General features: G+C 54.7%; 19 protein-coding genes. 10 read left to right on the plus strand and 9 right to left on the minus strand.

Translation table 11 applies throughout. From position 1 onward, the window contains the following. Positions 1-48: 48 nt before the first annotated feature. The 6 genes from speA (at position 49) to Q0824_RS15845 (ending at position 7441) form a co-directional block, all read left to right on the plus strand. Positions 49-1959, plus strand: coding sequence for a biosynthetic arginine decarboxylase (gene speA / locus Q0824_RS15820; RefSeq protein ID WP_298452922.1), 1911 nt, complete (start codon positions 49-51; stop codon positions 1957-1959). A 132-nt stretch (positions 1960-2091) separates the two neighbouring features. Further along, entirely contained in the window at positions 2092-2691 is a 600-nt protein-coding gene (locus Q0824_RS15825; protein ID WP_298452925.1) for a sigma-70 family RNA polymerase sigma factor, read from the plus strand. Next, positions 2688-3326 carry a ChrR family anti-sigma-E factor gene (locus Q0824_RS15830; RefSeq protein WP_298452928.1) on the plus strand — a complete coding sequence of 213 codons (639 nt, stop codon included), beginning with the start codon at positions 2688-2690 and terminating at the stop codon, positions 3324-3326. Before Q0824_RS15825 ends, Q0824_RS15830 begins: the two co-directional genes overlap by 4 nt. A 182-nt stretch (positions 3327-3508) precedes the next feature. Continuing rightward, a complete protein-coding gene (locus Q0824_RS15835; protein WP_366521685.1) occupies positions 3509-4540 on the plus strand; it encodes an acyl-CoA dehydrogenase C-terminal domain-containing protein in 1032 nt (343 codons plus the stop codon). A gap of 135 nt (positions 4541-4675) precedes the next feature. Then, on the plus strand, positions 4676-5467 hold the full coding sequence (tcdA, locus tag Q0824_RS15840; RefSeq protein ID WP_298452934.1) for a tRNA cyclic N6-threonylcarbamoyladenosine(37) synthase TcdA: 792 nt from the start codon (positions 4676-4678) through the stop codon (positions 5465-5467). Positions 5468-5488: 21 nt separating this feature from the next. After that, complete coding sequence (locus Q0824_RS15845; protein WP_298452937.1) at positions 5489-7441, plus strand: sodium:proton antiporter; 1953 nt, start codon at positions 5489-5491, stop codon at positions 7439-7441. 22 nt (positions 7442-7463) lie between these two features. On the opposite strand, the gene Q0824_RS15850 is transcribed toward Q0824_RS15845, so the two are convergent. The 4 genes from Q0824_RS15850 to Q0824_RS15865 all read right to left on the minus strand — a co-directional run bounded on the left by Q0824_RS15850 (position 7464) and on the right by Q0824_RS15865 (position 10935). Beyond that, on the minus strand, positions 7464-8447 hold the full coding sequence (locus Q0824_RS15850; RefSeq protein ID WP_298452940.1) for an NADP-dependent oxidoreductase: 984 nt from the start codon (positions 8445-8447) through the stop codon (positions 7464-7466). Between the two features lie 103 nt (positions 8448-8550). Continuing rightward, on the minus strand, positions 8551-9015 hold the full coding sequence (locus Q0824_RS15855; protein ID WP_298452943.1) for an acyl-CoA thioesterase: 465 nt from the start codon (positions 9013-9015) through the stop codon (positions 8551-8553). Beyond that, on the minus strand, positions 9015-10097 hold the full coding sequence (locus Q0824_RS15860; RefSeq protein ID WP_298452945.1) for an SMP-30/gluconolactonase/LRE family protein: 1083 nt from the start codon (positions 10095-10097) through the stop codon (positions 9015-9017). The genes Q0824_RS15855 and Q0824_RS15860 overlap by 1 nt, the downstream gene beginning before the upstream one ends. A gap of 34 nt (positions 10098-10131) precedes the next feature. Next, positions 10132-10935 (minus strand): alpha/beta fold hydrolase, encoded by an 804-nt coding sequence (locus tag Q0824_RS15865; RefSeq protein ID WP_298452949.1) that lies wholly within the window; start codon positions 10933-10935, stop codon positions 10132-10134. 400 nt (positions 10936-11335) lie between these two features. On the opposite strand from Q0824_RS15865, the gene Q0824_RS15870 reads away from it, so the two are divergent. The 3 genes from Q0824_RS15870 (at position 11336) to Q0824_RS15880 (ending at position 14597) form a co-directional block, all read left to right on the plus strand. Next, positions 11336-12385, plus strand: a complete 1050-nt coding sequence (locus Q0824_RS15870) for an AraC family transcriptional regulator (RefSeq protein ID WP_298452952.1) — start codon at positions 11336-11338, stop codon at positions 12383-12385. After that, the gene (gene cls, locus Q0824_RS15875; protein ID WP_298453182.1) at positions 12385-13815 is read left to right on the plus strand and encodes a cardiolipin synthase; all 1431 of its coding nucleotides are present in this window, start codon (positions 12385-12387) and stop codon (positions 13813-13815) included. The genes Q0824_RS15870 and cls overlap by 1 nt, the downstream gene beginning before the upstream one ends. A 98-nt stretch (positions 13816-13913) precedes the next feature. Then, positions 13914-14597: a GntR family transcriptional regulator gene (locus tag Q0824_RS15880; protein ID WP_298452954.1), complete on the plus strand. Its 684-nt coding sequence runs from the start codon at positions 13914-13916 to the stop codon at positions 14595-14597. On the opposite strand, the gene Q0824_RS15885 is transcribed toward Q0824_RS15880, so the two are convergent. Both Q0824_RS15885 and Q0824_RS15890 read right to left on the minus strand, forming a co-directional pair. Further along, entirely contained in the window at positions 14594-16810 is a 2217-nt protein-coding gene (locus tag Q0824_RS15885) for a patatin-like phospholipase family protein (RefSeq protein ID WP_298452956.1), read from the minus strand. The genes Q0824_RS15880 and Q0824_RS15885 overlap by 4 nt on opposite strands. A gap of 28 nt (positions 16811-16838) precedes the next feature. Continuing rightward, positions 16839-17414: a hypothetical protein gene (locus Q0824_RS15890; RefSeq protein ID WP_298452958.1), complete on the minus strand. Its 576-nt coding sequence runs from the start codon at positions 17412-17414 to the stop codon at positions 16839-16841. A gap of 227 nt (positions 17415-17641) precedes the next feature. On the opposite strand from Q0824_RS15890, the gene Q0824_RS15895 reads away from it, so the two are divergent. Further along, positions 17642-18007: a hypothetical protein gene (locus tag Q0824_RS15895; protein WP_298452961.1), complete on the plus strand. Its 366-nt coding sequence runs from the start codon at positions 17642-17644 to the stop codon at positions 18005-18007. Between the two features lie 6 nt (positions 18008-18013). Here Q0824_RS15895 and Q0824_RS15900 read toward each other — a convergent pair whose 3' ends face one another. The 3 genes from Q0824_RS15900 to xerC are packed head-to-tail and all read right to left on the minus strand — an operon-like array spanning position 18014 to position 23183. After that, complete coding sequence (locus Q0824_RS15900; RefSeq protein WP_298452962.1) at positions 18014-20794, minus strand: transporter substrate-binding domain-containing protein; 2781 nt, start codon at positions 20792-20794, stop codon at positions 18014-18016. A gap of 26 nt (positions 20795-20820) precedes the next feature. Then, the gene (locus tag Q0824_RS15905; protein ID WP_298452965.1) at positions 20821-22260 is read right to left on the minus strand and encodes a GGDEF domain-containing protein; all 1440 of its coding nucleotides are present in this window, start codon (positions 22258-22260) and stop codon (positions 20821-20823) included. After that, positions 22260-23183 (minus strand): tyrosine recombinase XerC, encoded by a 924-nt coding sequence (gene xerC / locus Q0824_RS15910; protein ID WP_298452968.1) that lies wholly within the window; start codon positions 23181-23183, stop codon positions 22260-22262. The genes Q0824_RS15905 and xerC overlap by 1 nt, the downstream gene beginning before the upstream one ends. Positions 23184-23187: the final 4 nt, after the last annotated feature.

Consider the following 23187-nt stretch of genomic DNA (forward strand, 5'->3'; position numbering starts at 1 on the left):
TCATTAAGCCGGCCTGCCCGGCCCCCGGTTTTCAGAAGGATAGTATCCATGAGCAACACCAGCGCCTCACCGGCCCACAAGGTTTATAACATCACCCAATGGAGCGATGGCTATATCGGCGTCAGCCCGGAGGGTGAGGTTGTTATTCGGCCAAACCGAGGCAAGAACGAGGCGGAGATCAATCTGCCGGAGCTGACTCGTTCGTTAGTGGGCTCCGGGCTTCAACTGCCTGTGCTGATCCGTTTTACAGACATCCTTCACGACCGGGTGAACAAGCTGTGCAATTCGTTCAACAAAGTAACCGCTGAGCATGGCTATAAAGGGCAATACACCGCGGTTTACCCCATCAAGGTCAATCAGCAGCGGCGAGTGGTTGAAGAGCTGATTGCAGCCGAACCGGCTGCCAGCAACGGCCAAATCGGCCTGGAGGCCGGCAGCAAGCCAGAGCTTATGGCTGTGCTGGCACTGGCCAGGCAAGCTGGCTCGGTTATCGTGTGCAACGGCTACAAAGATAGAGAGTACATCCGCCTCGCGCTTATCGGCCAGAAGCTGGGCCACCGAGTGTTTATTGTGGTGGAGAAACAATCAGAGCTGCCGCTGATCCTGGAAGAAGCCGCAAAGCTGGAGGTCTCTCCCCTTATTGGTGTTCGGGTTCGCTTGGCCACCATTGGCAAGGGTAACTGGCAGAACACAGGCGGCGAGAAGTCCAAGTTCGGTTTGTCTGCCAGCCAGGTTCTGGATGTGGTGAACACTCTGCGCCAGGCCGATGCCCTGGATACCCTGCAACTTCTGCACTTCCACCTGGGTTCCCAGATAGCCAATATTCGCGATATTCAGACCGGGTTGCGGGAATGTGCGCGCTTTTACAGCGAACTGAGACACATGGGTGCCCCGGTGAACACTGTGGATATTGGCGGAGGGCTAGGCGTTGACTACGAAGGCACTCGCTCCCGTAGCGCCTGCTCCATGAATTACACCATGTATGAGTACGCCTACAACGTGGTGCGCGTGCTGCAAGCTGAGTGTGATCGTTACAACCTTCCGCATCCAGATCTGATCAGCGAATCCGGCCGGGCTCTGACCGCACACCATTCCGTGCTGGTGACCAACGTAATCGACCATGAGGAACCGGAAGATCACTCTTCCAAACAGCCAGAGGAGGATGCACCGGCACCTCTGCAGGATCTCTGGCGTGACCTTAAAAGCCTGGAAGACCCGGAATCTCCACGCTCGCTGGCAGAAATCTATCACGACGTATTACACGCCATGTCAGATGTTCACGGCCAGTTCGCCCACGGTACGCTGTCTCTGCAGGAACGTGCAGATTCGGAAATACTCTATATCCGCTGCTGTCGTTTGCTTCATGGTCAACTGGACAAAAACAGCCGTGCCCACCGTGAAATCATTGACGAGCTGAACGAAAAGCTTGCTGCGAAGCTGTTTGTAAACTTCTCGCTGTTTCAATCATTGCCGGATGTGTGGGGGATCGACCAGATATTCCCGGTAATGCCGGTGAATGGTCTTAACCGCCCGCTTACCCGCAGAGCCGTTATTCAAGACATCACTTGTGATTCGGATGGTCGTATCGATCGCTATGTGGATGGCCAAGGCACGGAAACCACCCTACCCCTGCCCGAAGAGAAGCCTGGCGAGCCTTTGCTGATGGGTTTCTTTATGACCGGCGCCTATCAGGAAATCCTGGGGGATATGCACAACCTGTTTGGTGACACGCATTCTGTAGACGTGCGCCTGAACGAAGCCGGGGGCTATGATATCAATACGCCCATTATCGGCGACACGGTGGCCCATGTGCTCAGGTATGTTAACTTCGAGCCCAACAACCTGCTGCAAGCCTACCGCAACAAGTTTGCTTCAAGCGGCTTGCCTGAAGGTATTCAATCCGCGCTGCTGGAAGAGCTGGCTGCCGGGCTTGAGGGATACACCTATCTCGAAGAATAAGCGTTTCTTTCGATACCAGACTGATCCGCACTGAAATCCGCCCCGTAAATACGGTGACTGACATTCTCGGGGCGAGTGCATAGAATGAATACCGTAACAAACATACATCATGCAACAGTCAAGGAGCGTCCGGTGACCACACTGGATCAACAGCCAGCACGCGCCGAGGGCCGAAAGGACCCCTGGAGCCAGTTGTTGGTGAAGGTGGGGAAAAGCCAGGACCGCCAAGCCTATCACTCCTTGTTTGAGCACTTCGCACCACAGCTCAAGTACTACGCTATGGCAAACGGCATGGCCAGTCACGCAGATGAGCTGGTTCAGGAAGTATTCGTTTCTATTTGGCGCAAGGCCAGCCTTTATGACTGGCAAAAAGCCGCAGCCTCCACCTGGATTTTCACCATCGCACGTAACCAGCGCATTGATATGTTGCGCAAGATGCGCCGAACCAGTGTTGAAATGGCGGTTGAAACCGAAGATCTTTGGCAGATTCCCGGAGAAGACGACAACCAACCGGTAACCTCTCTGCACCGGCTCATGTCTGAGCGGCGCGTAAGGGAGTCGCTCAGCCAGCTGCCTGAAGATCAGATTACGGTCATTGCCAAGGTATACATGGAGCAGAAGTCCCACCAGATAGTGGCCGACGAACTGAACATTCCCCTGGGCACTGTGAAGAGCCGGGTGCGCCTGGCGCTAAGCAAACTGAAAGTGATTTTGCAGGATCAGAACGTATGACACGGCATCACCCCGATAGCCTGAGCCTGATGGAATACAGTGCGGGCAACCTGAGCGAACCCCACGCTCTGTGCATCCGCCTCCATCTCGATAAATGCTCACATTGCCGCCGCCAGGTTGACACCCTCGACAGCCTTGGTGCTGTGATGATGGAGCAGCAGCCGAAAGTCAGCGTTTCCGGGGCGATGTTCGACGATATTCTTGCCAGAATTGACAGCTCTCCGGAGCTCAAACCACAAGCGACCGTACCGCCCAAAACGAGCCTTCTCCAGAAACTGTTAGGTGAAGACATCAACAATTTGCCCTGGAAACGACAACTGGGGGATGTCAGCGTTCTGGACATTACCGAAAAGTTTCCGGGCCAGAATGAGCAGGTTGTCTTACAGAAACTGGTAGCAGGGGGCAAGGCGCCCGCTCACACCCATCGTGGCACAGAAACAACCATCGTGTTGCAGGGAATGTTCTCTGACCAGAAAGGCGTATTCAACCAATGGGACTTTGTGGTTCTGAATGAACAGGATGAACACAAGCCCATCGCACTGGGTTCAGAGGACTGCATTACGCTTTCGGTTCTGAGTGCTCCATTGAAGCTGACGGGCACCTTCACTCGTTTGCTGAACCCGTTTATACGCTGACTTTCCACACCCATTTCGGCTTACTGCCGCTTTAGCTGCCCATTACCAGGTCAAATCTGAGCCATCCCAGCTTTTCTCCTTCTGTGCGCTATCCCCCCAATAACCGACAACAGATTCCCGGCGGTCTCAGCCGGGCTGTGCACCTGCAGCTGCCCCACACCCTCAAGTTTGTAGTGGATGAAATGGTGTGTTCCACCAACCTGTCTCTGGGCATGTACCCGGGGCTGACCCATGGTGCCATCAGCGCTCTTTACGCCCACGGTTCTGACGAACTGAAGCAAACCTATCTGGAAAAGCTGATCTCCGGTGAATGGACAGGCACCATGTGTCTGACAGAACCCCAATGTGGCACCGACCTGGGTATGATTCGCACCCGCGCCACGCCGAATGATGATGGCAGCTACGCCATTGAAGGCACCAAAATCTGGATTACCGGCGGCGAACACGATCTCACTGACAATATCGTGCATTTGGTGCTAGCCAAGTTGCCCGGCGCGCCGGATACCACCAAAGGCATTTCCCTGTTTATCGTGCCCAAGTTTCTTCCGGAATCCGGTGAGCGCAACCCGGCATTTTGCGGTGGGCTGGAACACAAAATGGGCATCAAGGGCTCCGCCACCTGCGTGATGAACTTTGAGGGCGCCAATAATGCAAACACGGGGCTACAGGTACTTGGCGGCTCCGGCTTCACTACCGACTGGCCGCTGGAGCAGCTGGTTCGTGATGGCCGTATTGCGCGCATCTACGAAGGTACAAACGGTATTCAGGCAATGGATCTGGTAGGCCGGAAACTGAGCCTGAAAGGCGGGCAGCTTGTGCGCACTTTATTTGGTGTACTCTCAAGCTACCTGAAGGACAACCCGGAAGCGCCTCATCGCGAAGACCTGAAAGGTGCCATGGGTGCGCTGGAAAAAGCCACCATGTGGCTGGCAACCAACGCCCCGAAAGATCCTGAGCAGGCCGGCGCAGCAGCCACACCTTATTTACGTTTGATGGCGCTGACGGTTGTCGGCTATATGTGGTCGCGCATGGCGAATGTTGCCAGCCAGCAGCTTGCCGCCGGGGAAGGTAACAAGCCGTTGTTGGAGGCCAAGCTAGTGTCTGCCCGCTTCTATTTTGAAAAGCTGTTGCCGGAAATTCACTGGCTGTTGAGCGATATTGAGAGCGGAAAGGACACTCTTATGGATATGGGGGATGATCACTGGGCTGGCTGAGGCCTTAGCCAGACATTCCTGATTAAGCCACGCCATGCGTGGCTTTTTTCACCTGTTTCATGTCTGCTCAGACACTAGGGTATAATCGCGCCCCTGATTTCATCCGGCTAGCACCCGGATCCAAACGGAGACCCCATGAACACCGATGACTACGCTCTCCGCTTTGGCGGCATCGAACGCCTGTACGGGCGCCGCGCCCTGCACGCCTTCCGCGATGCCCACGTTGCTGTAATCGGCTTGGGCGGAGTTGGTTCCTGGGCGGCTGAGGCATTAGCCCGCAGTGGAATTGGCACCATTACACTGGTCGACATGGATGATATCTGTGTATCCAACACCAACCGCCAACTCCATGCTCTGGAAGGCCAGTACGGACGCACCAAAACCGATGCCATGGCGGATCGGCTGAAAGCCATCAATCCCCATGCCGATATCCGTGTTCACTTTGGCTTTCTCACTCTGAAAAACCTGACCGAGCTGATCACCCCGGACATAACAGCGGTGGTAGACGCCATAGACAGCGTGAAACCCAAAGCGGCCCTGATTGCCCACTGCCAGCGGGGCAAGATTCCCATCGTCTGCGCCGGAGGCGCGGGTGGCCAAACAGATCCCACTAAAATTCTGGTGGCAGACCTCAGCAAAACCACACAGGATCCGTTGCTGGCGAAGGTTCGTAATCTTCTGCGCCGGGAATACGGTTTTTCTCGTAATCCAAAGCGGCGATTTGGGATCGAGGCCGTATACTCAACTGAACAACTCACATATCCTGCCGGAGATGGCGAAATTTGCCTGCAAAAGCCTGCAACCTCGGGCCCCACACGGCTAGACTGCGCCACCGGCTTTGGCGCCGCCTGCCCTGTTACAGCCAGCTTTGGCCTGTTTGCAGCTTCCCGGCTGTTAAATCGCATTGCAAAACGCGCTAACCAATAATCACACGGGTTCCAGATCCTTATGCCAGCCAGCACAGTCCTGATTCTTGCCATCATTGGTATTCTTTCACTGTCGTTTCAATGGCTTGCCTGGCGTGTGCGCGTGCCTGCCATTCTTTTTCTGCTTGCCGGCGGTATTCTTGTGGGCCCGGTACTGGGTTTTCTGAAGCCCGACGAAGTATTCGGTGACCTGCTATTTCCCATGGTCTCATTGGCGGTTGCCATCATTCTGTTCGAAGGCAGCTTGACCCTGCGCTTTGATGAGATTCGCGGGCACAGCAAAATGACCCGCAATCTCATATTCGTTGGTTCTGTTGTTACCGGGATTATTGCCACACTGGCAGCACGCTGGGTATTGGAGATTTCCTGGGCTGTTGCCATGCTTTTTGGTGCAATTTCTGTTGTCACTGGGCCAACTGTTATCGCGCCCCTGCTTCGCTCTGTGCGCCCGAGCGCCAAACTGGCCAATATCCTGCGCTGGGAAGGCATCATTATTGACCCGGTAGGTGCCTTGCTGGCTGTTTTGGTATTCGAGGGCATAGTGTCATGGGGTCAGGGCAACGTGTTCGGCCATTCCCTGTATATCTTCGGTAAAACCCTGGTCATTGGCTTCACCACTGGTGCTCTGGCGGGTTATCTGAATGGCCTGGTGCTGCGCAAACACCTGATGCCTCATTACTTGCACAACGCCGCAACACTTACCTTTATGCTGGGTGTCTACGCCTTCTCCAATGAAATGGCCCACGAGTCCGGCCTGCTCACCGTTACGGTTATGGGCATCTGGATGGCCAATATGAAGCAGGTTTCTGTCGACAGCATTCTGGAGTTCAAGGAGTCCCTGAGCGTACTTCTGATTTCGGCTTTGTTTATCATCCTCGCTGCCCGGGTAGAGTTTGCCGCCATTGCAGATCTGGGCTGGGGATTGGCCGTGGTTCTCGCTGTTCTGATGCTGGTCGCACGGCCACTCAGCGTGTTTATTTCGGCCATAGGCACTGATCTGAACTTGCGTGAAAAGCTGTTCTTAAGCTGGATTGCGCCAAGGGGCATTGTTGCGGCTGCTGTTTCTGCCCTATTCGCCTTCCAGCTTCAAAACCTCGGCTACGAAAGCGCAGCCGCTCTTGTGCCCATGGTGTTCGTACTGATTATTGCCACAGTTACGCTGCAAAGCCTGACTGCAAGGCCTATCGCCCGGTTGCTCAAAGTGACCGAACCGGCTGAGTATGGTTTCCTGATTTTAGGCGCTAACCCGGTGGCCCGCATGATTGGCCTGGCGCTCAAAAAACATGAGGTTCCAGTCGCTTTGGCGGACACCAACTGGGAGAACGTGCGCCAGGCGCGGATGGACAACTTGAAGGTGTATTTCGGCAACCCGATTTCCGAGCATGCCTCAACTCACCTTGATCTCACTGGAATCGGCAACCTGTTGGTTATCTCTCCGTACAAGCACATGAACTCGCTGGCCACATATCACTTCCTGGACTGGTTCGGTGACACCAGCGTATTCAGCCTTTCGGAAGGCGACCAGGATCAGAAGGCACGGCACCAGACCGCAGGGAAGATTCAGATGACTCGTGGCCTGTTCGACGACGTGAGCTACGCCAAACTTGCGAGCCTGGCGAGCCAGGGGTACACGGTAAAAACCACCCAGCTCAGCGAAGAGTTTGGATACAACGACTTTCTGGCGAAGTACCAGGGACAGGCCTTGGTACTGTTTGTATTTGACAGCAAGAGCCGCATAAAACCGGTACGTAGCATGGATGATCTGAAGCCAGATGATGACTGGATCCTGATAAGCCTGGTGCCACCACAAGACCGCAAAGAACGGAAAAGCAGAGAAAGCAATGGGGAAGGAGCAGAGCCTTCAGCTATGGGTAAGGAGCCTTCGGCCATGGGCAAAGAGCCTTCGGCCCCCGGGAAGGAGCCCTCAGCTTCAGAGGGCGACGCCTCAACAGAAAGCTCGTCTCCCAGAAGCTGAATTCAGCAAAAGTACTTAAGGGCTAGCTGCAATCCAGAACCAGCTTGCCCCGCACATGCCCACCCTCAAGTAGTTCGTGGGCTTGTGCCGCCTGATCCAGCTTAAAAGCCTTCTCAATGTGCACCTTCACATCACCGTCTTCAATCAGCTCGGCAATTTCATCAAGGTGAAACACATCCGGGCGCACGGTCATGCCGTAAGCCTTCAGCCCTTGGGCTTCGGCAGCGCTGATAACCTCATCGGCTGTAACCGTAGGAATAGTAACCAACACACCGTTCTCCCCAAGTGTCCGCAGGGAGCGTTTGCCGGTCTCACCGCCAACCAGATCCAACACAACATCCAGCCCAAAGCATTCGTCAGCAAAATCTGTGGTGTTGTAGTCAATCACCTCGTGCACACCCAGCTCCGCAAGGAAATCACGATTGCCTGCAGAGGCCGTGGCAATAACGTGAGCGCCATGTGCAAGTGCAAACTGCACCGCCAAGTGCCCCACACCGCCAGCGCCTGCGTGCACAAGGATTTTCTGGCCAGGCGCAAGCTCTGCCACCTCAAACAGCGCCTGCCAGGCTGTGAGCGCTGCCAGCGGCAAGGCAGCTGCGGTTACAAGATCAAGCTCCTCGGGCACAACGGCCAGCTCGTCTGCTGTTGCCAGCGCATATTCCGAGTAGCCCCCGCCATTCAATGGAAAACCCACCAACCCCATAACCCGGTCGCCGGGTGCCAAGGTCGTTACGCCATCACCGATGGCAACAACTTCTCCAGCCACATCGTAGCCTGGAGTCCAGGGCAAAGAACTTTCTATCTGCTGGGCTACAAACCCGAAGCCCTTGCGGGTTTTCCAGTCGATAGGATTCACTCCGGCGCCGTGGACACGAATCAGCACCTCACCTTGTTGTGGCGATGGAATCTCTGAGCTGACAACGTCCAGAACATCACGCTCACCAAACTGGTGGTAGACCACCTTTTTCATGGACGATTCAGAATGCTGATCAATGGGGGTATCCATGGGTATCTCCGCAAAGGGTGCCGATAGTGATTGATTTGGATGGGGCGCTTTATTCTCTTTTCAGACTACCAGAAGTTGACAGTAATAGTGACTGACCACCAACTTACAAACCTTTCCCGCCCTCTACACTGGCGGCTTTCAAGATGCCGGCAAATTCTTTCGGTGCCCGGGAGGGGCGCTGGGTTTTCAAATCCACGCAGGCGTGTGTCGACATTGCCCGCACCAGAGTTCTTCCATCGGCTGGCCGCACCAACTGGAACTGCCGTGCAGAACGAAAACGGCCGTCGAAGCCGGTAAGCCAAGTGCCCAAAATCAGCCGATCACCCGGGTTGGCAGATGCAAGATAATCGATCTCTGTACGGGTGATTGCCATAGCTTTGCCAGTGGCTTCATGTAGTTCCCAGGTCATACCGAGACTCTTGATGTGCGCCCAGCTGACGTCTTCGAGCCAGCGCACATAGACCACATTGTTGGCGTGTCCCAACTCGTCGGTATCCTCCTCAACCACCTGGATCTCAAGGGTATAGGGGTCAGGAAGATCCCATTGTATTGGCTTCTGTTCGGTCATTACCGCTCTCCAAGGCCCGGAACATCCTGCAACGGCAAACGCCCGATGCGATCATTGTGCAATGAGCCAAAATACAGGTAATCGCCGTGGGGGTTAACCGACGTAATTTCCTGCAAATGTTTGCCCTCGGTGTCGTGCAGACTGGTGATGACCTCTCCTTCCCCATTAAACGCTACCACCAGACCATATTCCTGAGGTGCAGGCTGAAAGCTCTGCGGCAGTTTTGCAACCAGTTCTTTGAGCCAGGGTTTGGGGTGTAACTTATCAATATTGGCATTCCGGAGTGTAGGAAAGGCTACCCAGAACCTACCCTGGTCATCCACCGCAAGATTGTCGGGAAAGCCTGGCAGGTTTTCTGCAAAAATCTCTGCCTGGCCAGCTTTCGGGCCATTTATCCAGTATTTATGAATGCGATATTTCCAGGTTTCATTCACCAGCAGGTAATCGCCATCCGGTGCCACCGCAACGCCGTTGGCAAAATGCAGGTCTCTCAGCAAAACCTCGGTTGCACCGGTTTCCGGGGTATACCGCAAAAGCCGACCATGGGGGCGCATTTCAAAAAGATCGAGAAGGTAGTCATGCTGGTAGAAACGGGAACTGGCATCGGAGAAATAGATGCGCCCATCAGAAGCGATATCCAGATCATCTGTAAACCGGAAGGGTACTCCCTCAGCCTCCGTGCTCAACACCGTAATCTCGCCGGCAGGCGTCACGGACAGCAGCCCCTTCCATGCATCCGCGACAATCAAGTTGCCACTCTGATCAAACACCATGCCCAAGGGGCGGCCTCCGGTAGACAACCAGTTTTCAACCCGACCATCGGGAAACACCCTCACAATGTAACCGTCTTGGGTGCCGGCAAAAACCACACCTTCGGAGCTAACGGCTGTGTCTTCCGGGCCATAAACCTGGCCCTTTGCCAACAATTTCGCCTGCCGTAGATGCTCATTCGGGGTAAGCAAGCCCGTCATGGATTCCGGGGCTGGCGGCTGCCAGGCTTTGGCATCAATAGGGGATGGCGCCATAAAAAGGCCACCCAGAAGAATAAACAAAACCACTAACCCACCCATCAACCACTTCATACGCTCAACCTGTGTTTGTTGTTTTTTTAAAGGCTTAAACGGCATCCTTCCCCGTCAAAAACTGCTGACACAACGCCACGAAGGTGTCAGTCTTTTCCGCATGCAGCCAGTGCCCGGTGCCATCAATCACCTCCAGTTGCGCCTCAGGGAACAGCTGGTAGATTTCCTCACGATGTTTTTCCTGAATATAGGCCGAATCAGCGCCTTTCAAAAACAAAACCGGGCCTTTATAGGGCGTATCGCCTTCTGGTGCGGCAGCCAGATTGGCATAGCAGGCATCAATCGCTTCCAGGTTCAGGCGCCACCGATATACAGATCCGTCTTTTGGCTGGTCCTCGTTCGGAATACGTTCCAGATTCATCAGCAAAAACTGCCGGACACCTAGTGTCTCAACAAACTCAGCCAGTTGTTTATCGGCATCGCGGCGGGAACGTACGCTTGCAAGATCGACTCGCATCATGCCCTCAAGAATCGCATCGTGCCCGGCTTTGTAGGCAACCGGAGCGATGTCGGCAACGATCAGCTTTTCCACCCGCTCTGGTGCTTGCAAAGCAACCTGCATGGCAACCTTGCCCCCCATGGAATGTCCCAGCAGGCAGGCTTTGTCGAGCCCCTGCTCATCCATGTACGCTATGACATCCCCCGCCATGGAAGGGTAGTCCATGGTGTCGGCATGGAAAGAACTGCCGTGGTTACGCAAATCCAGACCATGAACCTGCCAGTTTGTATGGAACTTACGGGCTATAGCGCCCAGATTTTCCAGCGCGCCAAAAACGCCATGCATCAGAATAAGTGGGGCACCTTCTCCGGTAATTCGATGGTTCAGTATTACACTCATGGGCAGGCAGTCTCCGTCGGGTATCACAATGTTCAGATGCGGATACATTAACACTGCCAGTCAGGCGAGCAAGGGGAAGGATTGTCGGCGAAGCTTTCCTGGGGGCAGAAAAAAACCGGGCAGTGCCCGGTTATTAAAGTCATAAGCTGGTTTACTGAGCAATTAGCAGTAGTAAATCTCGCCAAGATATTCTGCCAGCGCTGCTACGTTTTTGCGCTCAAACTCTGTACTCGGTACAAAAATGACTGGTTTCATAAAACATCTCCTTGATGAGTTATCCATTACTTCAACCTGTGGCTTAAATGCTATCGTTACAAGAGGTGAAGTGCGTTGACAGACTGTCCCAATCGTTTGACATTTTGTAACAAACCCCTGACAACCCGTTAATGAGCCTGTAAATGTGACCCAAACGCCTATCAGCACGACAACAACACCCTTTGTTGCTGCATCCAGTACGCTGGCGCTGGCTCACTACCTGAACCGCCAGGGTGTACTGAACAGGCAACGGGTTGAGCAGATTCTTGGTATGGACCTGTCAGCACTCAGGGAGCCAGACAGGCGTGTACCCGCGCAGGCACACTACCGGCTTTGGGATCATGCCGAGAGAGTCACCGGCGACCCGGCCGTGGGCCTGAAAGCCGGCCAGATTATTGACCCCGAACGTATGGGGCTGGTTGGGCATGTGTTCTTCAACTGCGACACCTTGGGCGAAGCAGTCACCCAATACGTGCGCCTGCACAGACTCATCAATGAATCCGTGATACTAAGCTTTGAGCAGGTTGGCGACCTGGTCATTCTGACCTGGCAAGCGGACTCGCCGGAACACTACTGTCGCCAGGATATGGACCGGACAATAGCCGCTGCCTTGTCCCGGGGCCGGCATTTTATCTATTCCGGGCTGACTGTCGAGTGGGCAGAAATTGCTCACCCTCGTCCGGACTACGCCGATAAATATGAGACTCTTCTGGGCGGGCCCGTGGTATTCGGAGCCGCGGTGACCCGGCTGGCCATCCACAGTCGCCACATGAGCCACCCGATACCCCACCGCAATCCCTATGTGTATTCAGCCGTCCTGAAACAGGTCAACGGTCTGTTGGCGCGCCTGCAAACCCGGCGCTCTTTCAGTCGCAAAATACGCAAACTGATATCGCGCCAGATGTCGACGGACAAGATTGATGCAGATACTCTGGCACGGCAGTTCCACATGAGTCGCCAAACCCTGTACCGGAGGCTGAAAAAGGAAGGTTACAGTTTTCATGAACTTGTAGAGCATGTGCGCAAAGACAAGGCTCTGCGCTACGTTGCGTCTGACCAGTTCGCTCTGGGTGAAATCGCCTTTTTGCTCGGTTTCTCCGAACTCAGTGCGTTCAGCCGCGCGTTCAAGCGCTGGACCGGCATGGCCCCAGCCCAATACCGCGAGCAGCACCTTACTCCAAAAGCGGATGAATGATGCTTGATACCTCATTAGTGGCCCTTGCTGTCAGCCTGCTCTATCTGGGCTCGGCGGCCTGTATTTATCGAATTCTGCTCACCTACCGCACCACTCAGGGCGCCATCGCCTGGATCATTGGTCTGCTAGGCCTGCCCTATATTGCAGTGCCACTTTTCCTGGTCTTGGGACGTTCGCGATTCGGCGGGTACGTTAAAGCGCGGCGGATGGGAGACAAGTCCCTCACGGCCCTGCTCAAACGCTTTGAACAGCACACCACATCTCTCTCCATGCTGGAGCAACAGCATCTTGATGAGCAGCTCCAGGTTCTTTGCAGGCTCGGGCGGCAGCCGTTCACCGAGGGCAACAAATGCACGCTACTCAAGGATGGCGAAGCGACGTTTGAGGCGCTGATTTCGGCGATGGAGAGCGCCACTTCCTATATTCTTCTGGAATTCTATATTGTTCGCTCAGACAAGATTGGCCAACGCATCAAAACGACCCTTGAAAAAAAGCTTTCAGAGGGAGTGCAGGTGTGGTTTCTCTATGACGACGTTGGCAGCTTCGGCCTGTCCCGCCGCTATCTGAAAGAACTGGCAAAAGCCGGCGCCAAGGTGGCTTCGTTCGGCGACGGAAACATCCGGCGCCGGCGGTTTCAGATCAATTTCCGCAATCATCGAAAACTGCTGGTCTGCGATGGAAGAATCGGTTTTGTCGGGGGCATCAACCTCGGCGATGAGTATATGGGCACTGCACTGGGCGAGGAGTTCTGGCGAGATACCCACTGCAGGATAGAAGGCCCCGCCGTGACCGGGTTGCAGCTTGCCTGGCTGGAAGACTGGAACTGGGCAAGCAATGAATTCCCCGACCTGGACTGGACTCCCAAGGAAACACTGCCTGGCAATGAACAGGTGCTGGTACTCCCCACTGGCCCGGCGGATACCTGGGAAACCTGCACACTGTTTTTCCTGAGCTGTATCAACAATGCCCGCTCCCGCATCTGGATCGCCTCCCCTTATTTTGTTCCAGATGTTCAGGTTGTGAACGCGCTGCAGCTCGCTGCCCTCCGGGGGGTGGACGTACGAATCATAATTCCGGAAAAATCAGACAGCCGACTGGTTGGATTGGCAGCCTATTCCTATTTGATTCAAGCCAACCAGGCTGGCATTGGTATTTATCGTTACCAGCCCGGCTTTATGCATCAGAAGGTTGTCCTCGTGGATGATCACTATGCCGCTGTGGGCACGGCAAATCTGGACAACCGCTCTATGCGCCTGAACTTCGAGATAATGGCTATCAACACCTCAGAAGCCTTTGTTTCCGATGTAGCTACCATGCTCACCGAGGACCTTTCCTATTGCCGAAAAATGACAAAAGAGGATTATCAGGATCGCTCCATTGCCTTCCGGCTGACGTGCCGTGCCGTTCGGCTTCTGGCGCCTTTGCTCTAGCTTGGCCTGGCCTCAAATCACAGGAACACTGGCTCCGCTATGGATGAATATGCGATTATCCCCAATATTCATTCACTTAAGCCCAGCGAACACCACCCATGAAGTCCTTCCAGCCCAAGGTAACGCTGACCGAGCAGGTCGCCCGTCACATCGAAAACCTGATTGTTTTCGGCCAGCTTAGCTCCGGCGAGCGCATTTACGAGGCTGCCATGGCCAAAAGTATGGAAGTCAGCCACGGCTCTATCCGGGAAGGTCTGTTACTTCTCGAAAAGCGTCACTTGGTAAAGAACGTGCCGCGCAAGGGCGCTTTTGTGACGGAGCTGGATGATTATTTTGTGCGCAGCCTTTACGAAACACTGAAGCTGTACCTGACCCATACCGGTCAAAAACTCGCCCGCCAGTGGCAACCAAAAGACATTGAGCGGTTAGAGCAGCTGTATCAACAAATGGAAGCTCATTTTCATAACAATGACTTGATGGCTTTTCTGGATTTGGGCATTGAGTATACCCAAGCGTCTCTCGCCTACGCTGACAACTATTTTATCGTTGCGGCAATTGAAGACCTATGGCCTTCGGCAAGACGTTGCGCCTTCGCGGCCTTCAAAAGTGGCGGAAGTCGCCTCCTGGAAGACAACTTGGAGCACATGCGGGAATCGATCAGCGCACTCAAGGACAGAGACGAAGAGAGGCTGGCCGCCATCCTCCACCAATATGCTAACCAGCAGTGTCAGCAGGTGCGGGAGGCGACAGCCACCACCGATGGCCCAGGCAAAAAGATCTAATAAAAAAGCTGCGTGAACGAAAATCCAATGTTCAGATAAACCGTCCAGTTATCCTGGTTGCTATAGGCTGTTGCAAGCTGCACGGGGCCAAGAAATGTATCGAGCCCGGCAAATGCACTCCATGATCTCACCGAGCTCGCCCAACTGGCATCACTGAGCGATTCCCAGGCATTTCCCGTCTCAAACCCCATGCCGGCAAACCATGGGGTAATAGGCCCACCGAACGACTGGCTGGCATAAACAGACCCCATGGCCGCACTGTCGCCCGTAATCTGACCGGGCGCATAGGCAGACAAACGCCGAAACCCTCCAAGACGAATCGCATTTTCAATCCCGGGTTCCCCGCGAGTGACTGTATGTGCGTAAAGCAGTCCTGTGAGGGTAAAGCTATTCCAGCTGTCAGTGCCAAGTACCATTCCGGTCACCGAATCGAAGTGCCTGTCAGATCCAAGGCTTTCACGCTCCACACGGCCACGAATACCCGCAAACGCTCCATTTTGGGGGAAGAAGGCATCATCAAGGGAGTCGTGTACCAATTGCAGGCTAAGGTTGCCTTGGTGAACTGCGTCTTCGGGCGCCGTTGTGGTGCCAAGCTGCTGATCTACGGTGGCATACCCTCGGGCATACTCAAACCGGATTTCGGCGTTGCCGCCTAATTCCATACCCAAACCGAGATCTACCTGACTAAACGCCACATCCAATTCAGCAACCCGCTCACCTTCGGAGCCATAAATTCCAAAGGTGTCCTGATAGTACTCCACTCCTGCCACCAGAAACCGCTCATACCCATAATCAATCGGCTGGTACCACTGAGTTCGAATAAAGGGCTCAGTACCGAGCTGCACCCCCGTTTGCCACTCGGCGCCCAACACGTTCAGTTCGGTTACACGTAAGGAGGACGCAAGATTGAAATGAGTGTCGCCGTCAAAATTGTCTTCATAACTAAGGCCAAACGACAAATAGTTGGGCCCCCAGCTTTTTTCCTGAACCTCTATAAGAAGCAAAATTCCATCCGGAGATGGCGTCTGGGAATAGGACACAATTTCGTAGTACCCAAGCCCATAGATACGTTTCAGGTCTGCTTCCAGCGCTTCTACATCCAGCGGCTCACCGATGGGTTGCCGTATCCGTTCCCGAAGAAACTCGCGGCCCAGGCGACGCTCATGCTTCACCTCAATTCCGGCAACGATATTTTTCCTGTGGGTGGCAGAGGCCATGTGTAATGCGTATAAGTGCCACGCCTCGTCCGACACGGCCAGACGATTCAACTCAACTGCGTTCATTCGGGCACCGCTGGCACCCAATTCAAACAAAACCGAGGCGTTTTCAAAATCTGCAGCACCGTGGCCTTCCAGATCCGGACGGATGAGAATATCTTTCTCATCAAGCATATCCAATTGTGAGTCGGTATTTCGCCGGGTCATGATCGTTGTCAGTTGACCAAATATGGAGAATGCCTCCCGAAGTTCATCTGGCCCCAACAAGGCATCGGTAATATCAACCGCAATGATCAGGTCTGCACCCATATCGCGAGCGACACTGACAGGAAGGTTGGCAGCAATGCCTCCATCAACCAACAAGCGGTCGCCTAACCTGACGGGTGCATAAACACCGGGAATGCTCATACTGGCACGGATGGCTGTAGCAAGATTCCCACTGCCAAGCACCACCATTTCACCGGTTTCAAGATCAGTCGCAACAGCGCGAAAGGGAATAGGTAATCGATCGAAATCTTCTACCAGCGAAACACTGTTTGTCAGTTCGTTGAGGATAAACCCCAGATTCTGACCGGCAATGATGCCGGCACCCACATGCAGGCCATCAAGGCTAACTCCGAGGCCCGGCGCTAGCGGGTATTTCCAGTCGGCCTGTTTCCGGCGAACAGGCTTGTAAACCCTGCCAGGGTCATCCCGGAAGCTCGACAACCAGTCCATCTCAAGAAAGCGGTGCTCAATCTCGGAAACTGGCATGCCAGAGGCATAGAGGGCGCCGACAGCAGAACCCGCGCTGGTTCCCACCACCATGTCCACGGGTATCTTCATTTCCTCCAGCACCCGAAGCACGCCTACATGGGCCATGCCTTTGGCGCCACCGCCGCTTAGCACCAGTCCTATTCGGGGGCGCTCAGCCGCAGTATCACTGGCCGCTGCAGCGAGCGATATGGGCGACACCAAAATCAACCAGGTCAGCGCTAATAATGAGAGCGGCTTCAAAACCGGGCAAGTTCCGTGCGTCTTATGTTCACTTCTTGGGCTCATCGTCTACCAACGAAAGGTGAGACACGTCGGGCACCATCGGTGGAGGGAGATCCCTTTCAACACCTATGTCACTCCCCGGGGGCGCCAGCGTCCAGTCATCAAGATGCTGAAACATGGGTGGTTCTACTTCATCTGGCTCCACCAGCGTTACCCCGACAGGATCGAGCCCCAAGGCTGATCCCGCAAGAATGTCATCAACCTTGTCTCCTGCTACCGGCAAACGGTCACCGGCCTCAACAGCGGGTACCACCGAATGGGGAACTGCTTTAGCGGGGGCTGGTTGGGGCTTGGGAGTGGGTGCAGACGCCGGTGCCGATCTTGCCTGTGTCTGGGCCTCAGGCATGGACTGAACATAAGCAATCATGCCGTGCTTGAGCAACACCTGGCGATACTTTTCGGCCTGATCTTCATCAAGTTTATTGCGGATCACTACAGGGCTGCCGCTGAACATGCGTTCTATCTGCTCAACACTGGCTTTAAACAGCGTGCGGGCATTGTTCCGCGCTGTTGTCATTTCGGTGCCAGAGGCACACTCGCCCTTGAACACGAGCTGAAACATGGGCAACTCTCCTGCTGTCGATTTTCGTTCCATCATAGTTGATAGCGCACTGTCAGGGGAGCCCCTGTTCCCGGAACATACTGTCTAAATGTATGCAAACTGCAAACAATTGAAAAAGGTAGGCTCAACCCCGCGTAATAGACGACAGTATTTGCAATAATCAATCTTAACCAAACATTACATTTCGTTACACGCTATCCGGAAGCTATGCCGGGGGAGCTGCCACCATGACTATTCAACACCTGATCCGTTCGGCAGCTGCTGCAACTTTACTCAGCACGCCCTTAGCCCAAGCGGAGAATCTGGACATTGTTATGAGCCAGGTATTCCCTCGGGATCAGGCAACTTACATCGGTTTTGAAAGCATTGAGCGTGAAGATGTCCCGGCCACCTCTGCCATCGATCGCAAGTATCTTGTGGTCGACTTTCGTCTTGCGGCAAGCCAACCAGCAGCAGAACATCTCCAGGCCAGCGTTCACAAAGTCTGTATGGCTTTGCTGAAAGACCGCGAGTTGGTTCGCAGCCTTTCAGACTCCGGCTATGACATGGTCTCTGTAGCCTTTGATCGCCGCTCCCAGTTCGACTGCCTGTAAACCTGCTTAGTCTTCCCGGCCAAGCAGTTTCGGGAAGGCATCAAGCGCACTGTTAACAGCATCCAGGTTGAACGCCTCTACATCGGCCATCAACTTCTCGCCGTAGCGTGTAACAGACCGTGAACGGTAACGCTGGCCCCACTCCAATACCCGGCGAGCAAAATCGTTCATTTCTTCAGGGTCTCCGCTTTCCCGCACGGCCTCCCACTCATCACCGAAATCGGCAGTCAACTGTTCTTTAAGCCAACCCCGCTCCTGAATACTCAGCGTTTGTGCTAACAGCCTTTCAGATTCCTTGGTTTCGCCTTCGTCCTCGGCTTGATCTCCAGTCGCTTGAACGTCAGGCAGCGTGAGCGTAAAAACAGAACCACTCCCCGGCTCGCTCTCTACACTCAACTCACCGCCCATCATCTGAGCCAGCTTACGGCTGATGGCAAGCCCGAGCCCGGTGCCTCCATAGCGGCGCGTGTTCTGTCCCTCCTGCTGCTCAAAAGCGTCGAAAATACGTTCAAGCTGATCGGGCGGAATGCCGATGCCCGAATCTTTCACCTTGATCGTGAGCCGATAACTTTGTTGCTCAGGTGTTTCTCCAGCTTTGTCCTTTACTGGTTTGACGGTCGCCCTTACAGCGACACCGCCCTCATGGGTAAATTTGATAGCGTTGCCCACAAGATTAAACAGCACCTGCCGGAAACGGGTTTCATCCAGCATCATGGCGACTGGCATGTCAGAACCTACGCTAACCTCGAGCGTGATTCCTTGCTCCCGTGCACGAAGATCAAAAATGTGCCGAACATCATCTAGCAACCGGCGCACGGAAACGGGGGTATAATCCAGGCGCATTTTGCCAGCTTCAATGCGGGACAGATCAAGAATATCGTTGATCAGCATCAGCAAACTGCGACTGCCTGCCCGGATGGCATCCAGATAGTTGCGCTGCTGAGGGTCCGTAACCGTGTTACTGAGCAGATCGCTGTAGCCGATCACCGCATTCATGGGCGTCCGGATTTCATGGGACATATTGGCCAGAAACTCGCTCTTGGTTCGGCTGGCAGCCTCTGCTTTCCGGGCCAGACGTTCCGCCTCCAGCTTGGCGGCTCGCAGCTCATCTTCACTTCGGCGCAGGGCATTTTCTGAACGAATCCGCTCATCCACCTCACGGGAAAGCTTGCGGTTCCAGTAAAGAAAGATCAACACAACAACAATAGCGAGCAGAACAACCCGGCGAACGACGGTGTAATCGGTTTCCTGCTCAATATCCAGATGGATCCAGCGATTGTAGATAGCCTCGGTTTCAGCTGGTTTGAGACTGCCCAGTGCCTTGTTCAGGATTCGGTGAAGCTCCGGGCTGTCCTTTCGTACCGCTAGCCGGAGATCGTACTGATAGGGCGTGATACTGGTAATTCGGAGATTCGAAAGCCCCAGTCTGGCAACGGTATAGCTGACCGCCGGAATATGGGTCACCATTACATCAAGATCACCATTGGACAGCGCAAGCAGCCCGGCTTCTATCGTTGCCGTCGGATAGAGGTCGAGGTTTGGATGGTTGATAAGTAGATAGTCGTGAGCGGCATGGCGGTTGACTACGCCCACACGCTCTGTGCGTAACTCCCTCAGGTCTCCAATAAAACGACCGTCATCCCGGATTGCCAGGGCAATCGGAACATTCACATAAGCCCGGGTAAACAGGAACGACTCTTCTGTTCTCGGGGTGCGCGAAAGACCGGGAAGAATGTCCACCTCTCCAGACATCAGGGCGTGTTCTGCGACCACGCGGTCTTCCAGAATTTTTCGTTCAAACCGAGCGCCCAACTGGTTTTCCAACCGCGCGACAAGGTCCGGCACCAATCCTGTGGCGCGGCCGTCCTGCGCGTATTCAAAAGGGGGCCAGTCTGAACGGAAAGCGATCTTGAGGTCAGGGTGGCGCTTGAGCCAATCGACGTCTGAACCGGAGAGTTCCACACCGTTCTGCTCCAGCTCGGTAAGATCCACCTGCAACCAGGACTGCCGGATAACACGGTGTTCGTTGTGGCTTATGGCTTCGACGGACTTATCCAGAACCTGGAACAAAGGCGCATTGCTTAGGTCAACCTGAAACACCACATCGACCGATTTCTGATCGAGCAATACCGACAAGCCAATGCCATTAATCATGGCTGACTGCAGGTAGTCCGAAACCACTGGAATTGGCCCCAAAAAGGCATCGGCCTGGCCAGACAGCACGTGGCTGACAGCTTCACCCAGACTCTGAACGGGCACAGGCGTGAACTCTTCAACAGAGTCCAGCATGCTGTATTGGTTAGGGTCGCCTTCCACAACCGCTATGCGACCACCTTCAAGGTCTGCCAGCGAACGGATGGCCGCATCGCCTGCGCTCACAAACAAACCATAGGTAAGCGTCATCAGGGGGCTGGTAAAGCGCTTGCCCTCAGGCACAGGGGAGCCAGGGATTCTGGTGGTCAGCAACGCATCAATGTTGGGCACATTGAGCAGCGGTCCGGCGTTGGTGCCGCCCATCACAACAGGTTCAATCGGCAGATCCAGTTTGCTGGATAACCGGGCAAGATAGTCAATGTAGGTGCCGGCAAGCTCGCCGTTTCCGGTATCAAACACCAGGGGCACCTGATCAGCGCGCACACCGATACTGAGCCTGTGCTGCTCGCTGATCCAGTTCAGATCTTTGCTGCCCAACACCGGTGCCGGAGAAGCTTGGGGAGGGTCTGCCAGTGCTGACGGCTGAAACACCAGCAACAACAGGTAAATCGAAAACAGAAGGGACGCCTTCACTGGATATCCTAAAAGGTTGCGCTGCATTAGCCGATTCTGATGCAATTCCGGCCGCTGTCCTTGGCAAGGTAGAGCGCCTTGTCAGCTCTGTCAAAAACGGTTTCTTCAGTATCGTCAGGACCAAAGCCCGCAATCCCGCCAGAGAAAGTGATCATCACCGGATCGCCACCAAAATGAAACGGCAAGGCGCTGACGTGGGCGCGAAGTTTGTCTAAAACGACCTGAGCATTTTCAGGGAGGGTTTCCGGAAACAGCAAGGCAAACTCTTCACCGCCAAAACGGGCGACGAAGTCCGTTTTGCGCAGCCGTTGTTTAATTTCCTTGGCCACAAGCTGCAACACCCTGTCCCCCGCCTTGTGCCCGTATGAATCGTTCACACGCTTAAACAGATCAACATCCAGAACACCCACTGTCAGCGGATACTGATAGCGCTTCCAGCGGTTGAATTCAAAGGACAGGCGCTCTTGCCAAGCCTCACGATTGGGCAGCTGCGTAAGCAAATCTGTCACAGCTCGCTCACGCTCCTTGCGCATCTGCCCACGCATCTGTTCAGAGTGTGTTTCCATGACAACCATTTTCTCTTTCATGGCCATCAGTTGCTCGGAAAGCATTTTTTCCCGTTCTGTTTCCTCAACCCGGAAACGGCCGACCGCTTGACCAATAGACTCCAGATGGCTGCTGACCGATTGCTTCAATTCCTGGAGGTCACCACTTGCTTTGAGCTGCTGGCCAACCTGCTCAATTTCATTTCGGATGCTACGATCCAGTTTTTCAGCTGCAGCTTCGCGGCCTGACTGGGCCGACGACTGCACCGAAAAATGCTCCTGCAGCACCGCCAGGCGTTCATCAAGACGCTTGAGGAATGCCTCAAACTCCCTCTGGCTTCGGGTTACAGCGGCAACAATCAAATCTGCCACCTGATTCAGACCTTCTCGCAACTCGTCCCAATCATCACTGGAGAGAAGCGCTCGTTGAAGGTTTCGCGCGCGCGCTTCGGCATCTGGCTCAAGGGAAACCTGGCTGAGCAACTGCCCAAGGAGGTGTCCGACACGCCGGGCAATCCGCAGGCGCTGGCTCTGATCTTCAGCATCCACGACAGGCTCGGGCTGATCGCCTTCATCCACACGTTCATCGGCAGGTTCAGCGACTATTAACGGTGCGACACAAGGGGATTGCTGAACACTCCTGACTTCCGAAGTTGCGACCTCATCGAGCAGGGCAATCTGGCGATCTATCTGCTCTTGCAGTTGCCGCCAGCTTTCCACACCCACTCGGTTCTTGCGGAGATCCGACCGTATTTGATCCAGCAGGCTATCCAACTCTGGCGTCTGGCCCGCGGATGCGAGGCTCGTGCGCACCAACATTCGCTCCAGCACATTGCGCTCGGATTTCCACTGAGCTTCCCGTTGCTCTGCTGTCTCAAGCTCCTGGAAGTACTTTGTTTTCCAGGTTTGATCCGATGACATCAAGTAGTTCCTTCCTGTCCGGCGTTCTGGTCGTCGTGGCCCTGGGGACTACGTCGGCGCGCTCTTGGATGACTCTGGTCATAAACTCGAGCCAAATGCTGGAAATCCAAATGAGTATAGACCTGAGTTGTGGCTATGTCCGCATGGCCCAACAATTCTTGTACCGCACGCAAATCACCACTGGATTCCAGCATATGGCTGGCAAACGAGTGCCTGAGCATGTGGGGATGGAGTTTCTGATCAGCCCCTTTTACCATGCCCCAACGACTCAGCCGAGCCTGAATACTGCGATGGCTGATTCGGTCACCCCGGCGGCTTACAAACAGGGCTGGCTCAGTCTCGTGAGCCAACCCAGCCCGTATGGGCAGCCACTGGCTTATGGCCTCCAGCGCTTTTCGACCAACAGGGAGCAACCGCGTTTTCCCACCCTTACCGACGACCCGTGCCTCGCCGCCTTTGCGGTCAACAGCATCAATATCCAGGCTGGCCAGCTCCGCAAGACGCAGGCCTGAAGAATACATCAGCTCGAACATGCACCTGTCGCGCACTTCCAGTGGATCATCCGGTGCTGCATCAAGAAGAGTGTTGACCTGATCTACGTCGGCCACGCGGGGCAGGCGCCGGCTGCTTTTCGGCGCCCGTATATCGAGTGCGGGGTTATCTTTGGCCAACCCTTCACGTAACAGGTATTGATAGAAACGTCTTACGGCTGACAGGTGGCGGGCAATGCTTCGGCCACTGAGCCCCTGGCGACTGAGATTGGCAACGTAACGGCGAAGGTCATGACCACTAACGGCGCACCACTGAGCGCTGCCCTGCTCCACCAGCCAAACCGCAAAGCGATGCAGATCCCGCTGGTAACTGTCACACGTTCGGGGGGAGTGGCGCTTCTCGGAGGCCATGTGTCGCAGGAAATCTGCCATGTGC

This window comes from uncultured Marinobacter sp. (genome assembly GCF_947488835.1).
GTDB lineage: Bacteria > Pseudomonadota > Gammaproteobacteria > Pseudomonadales > Oleiphilaceae > Marinobacter.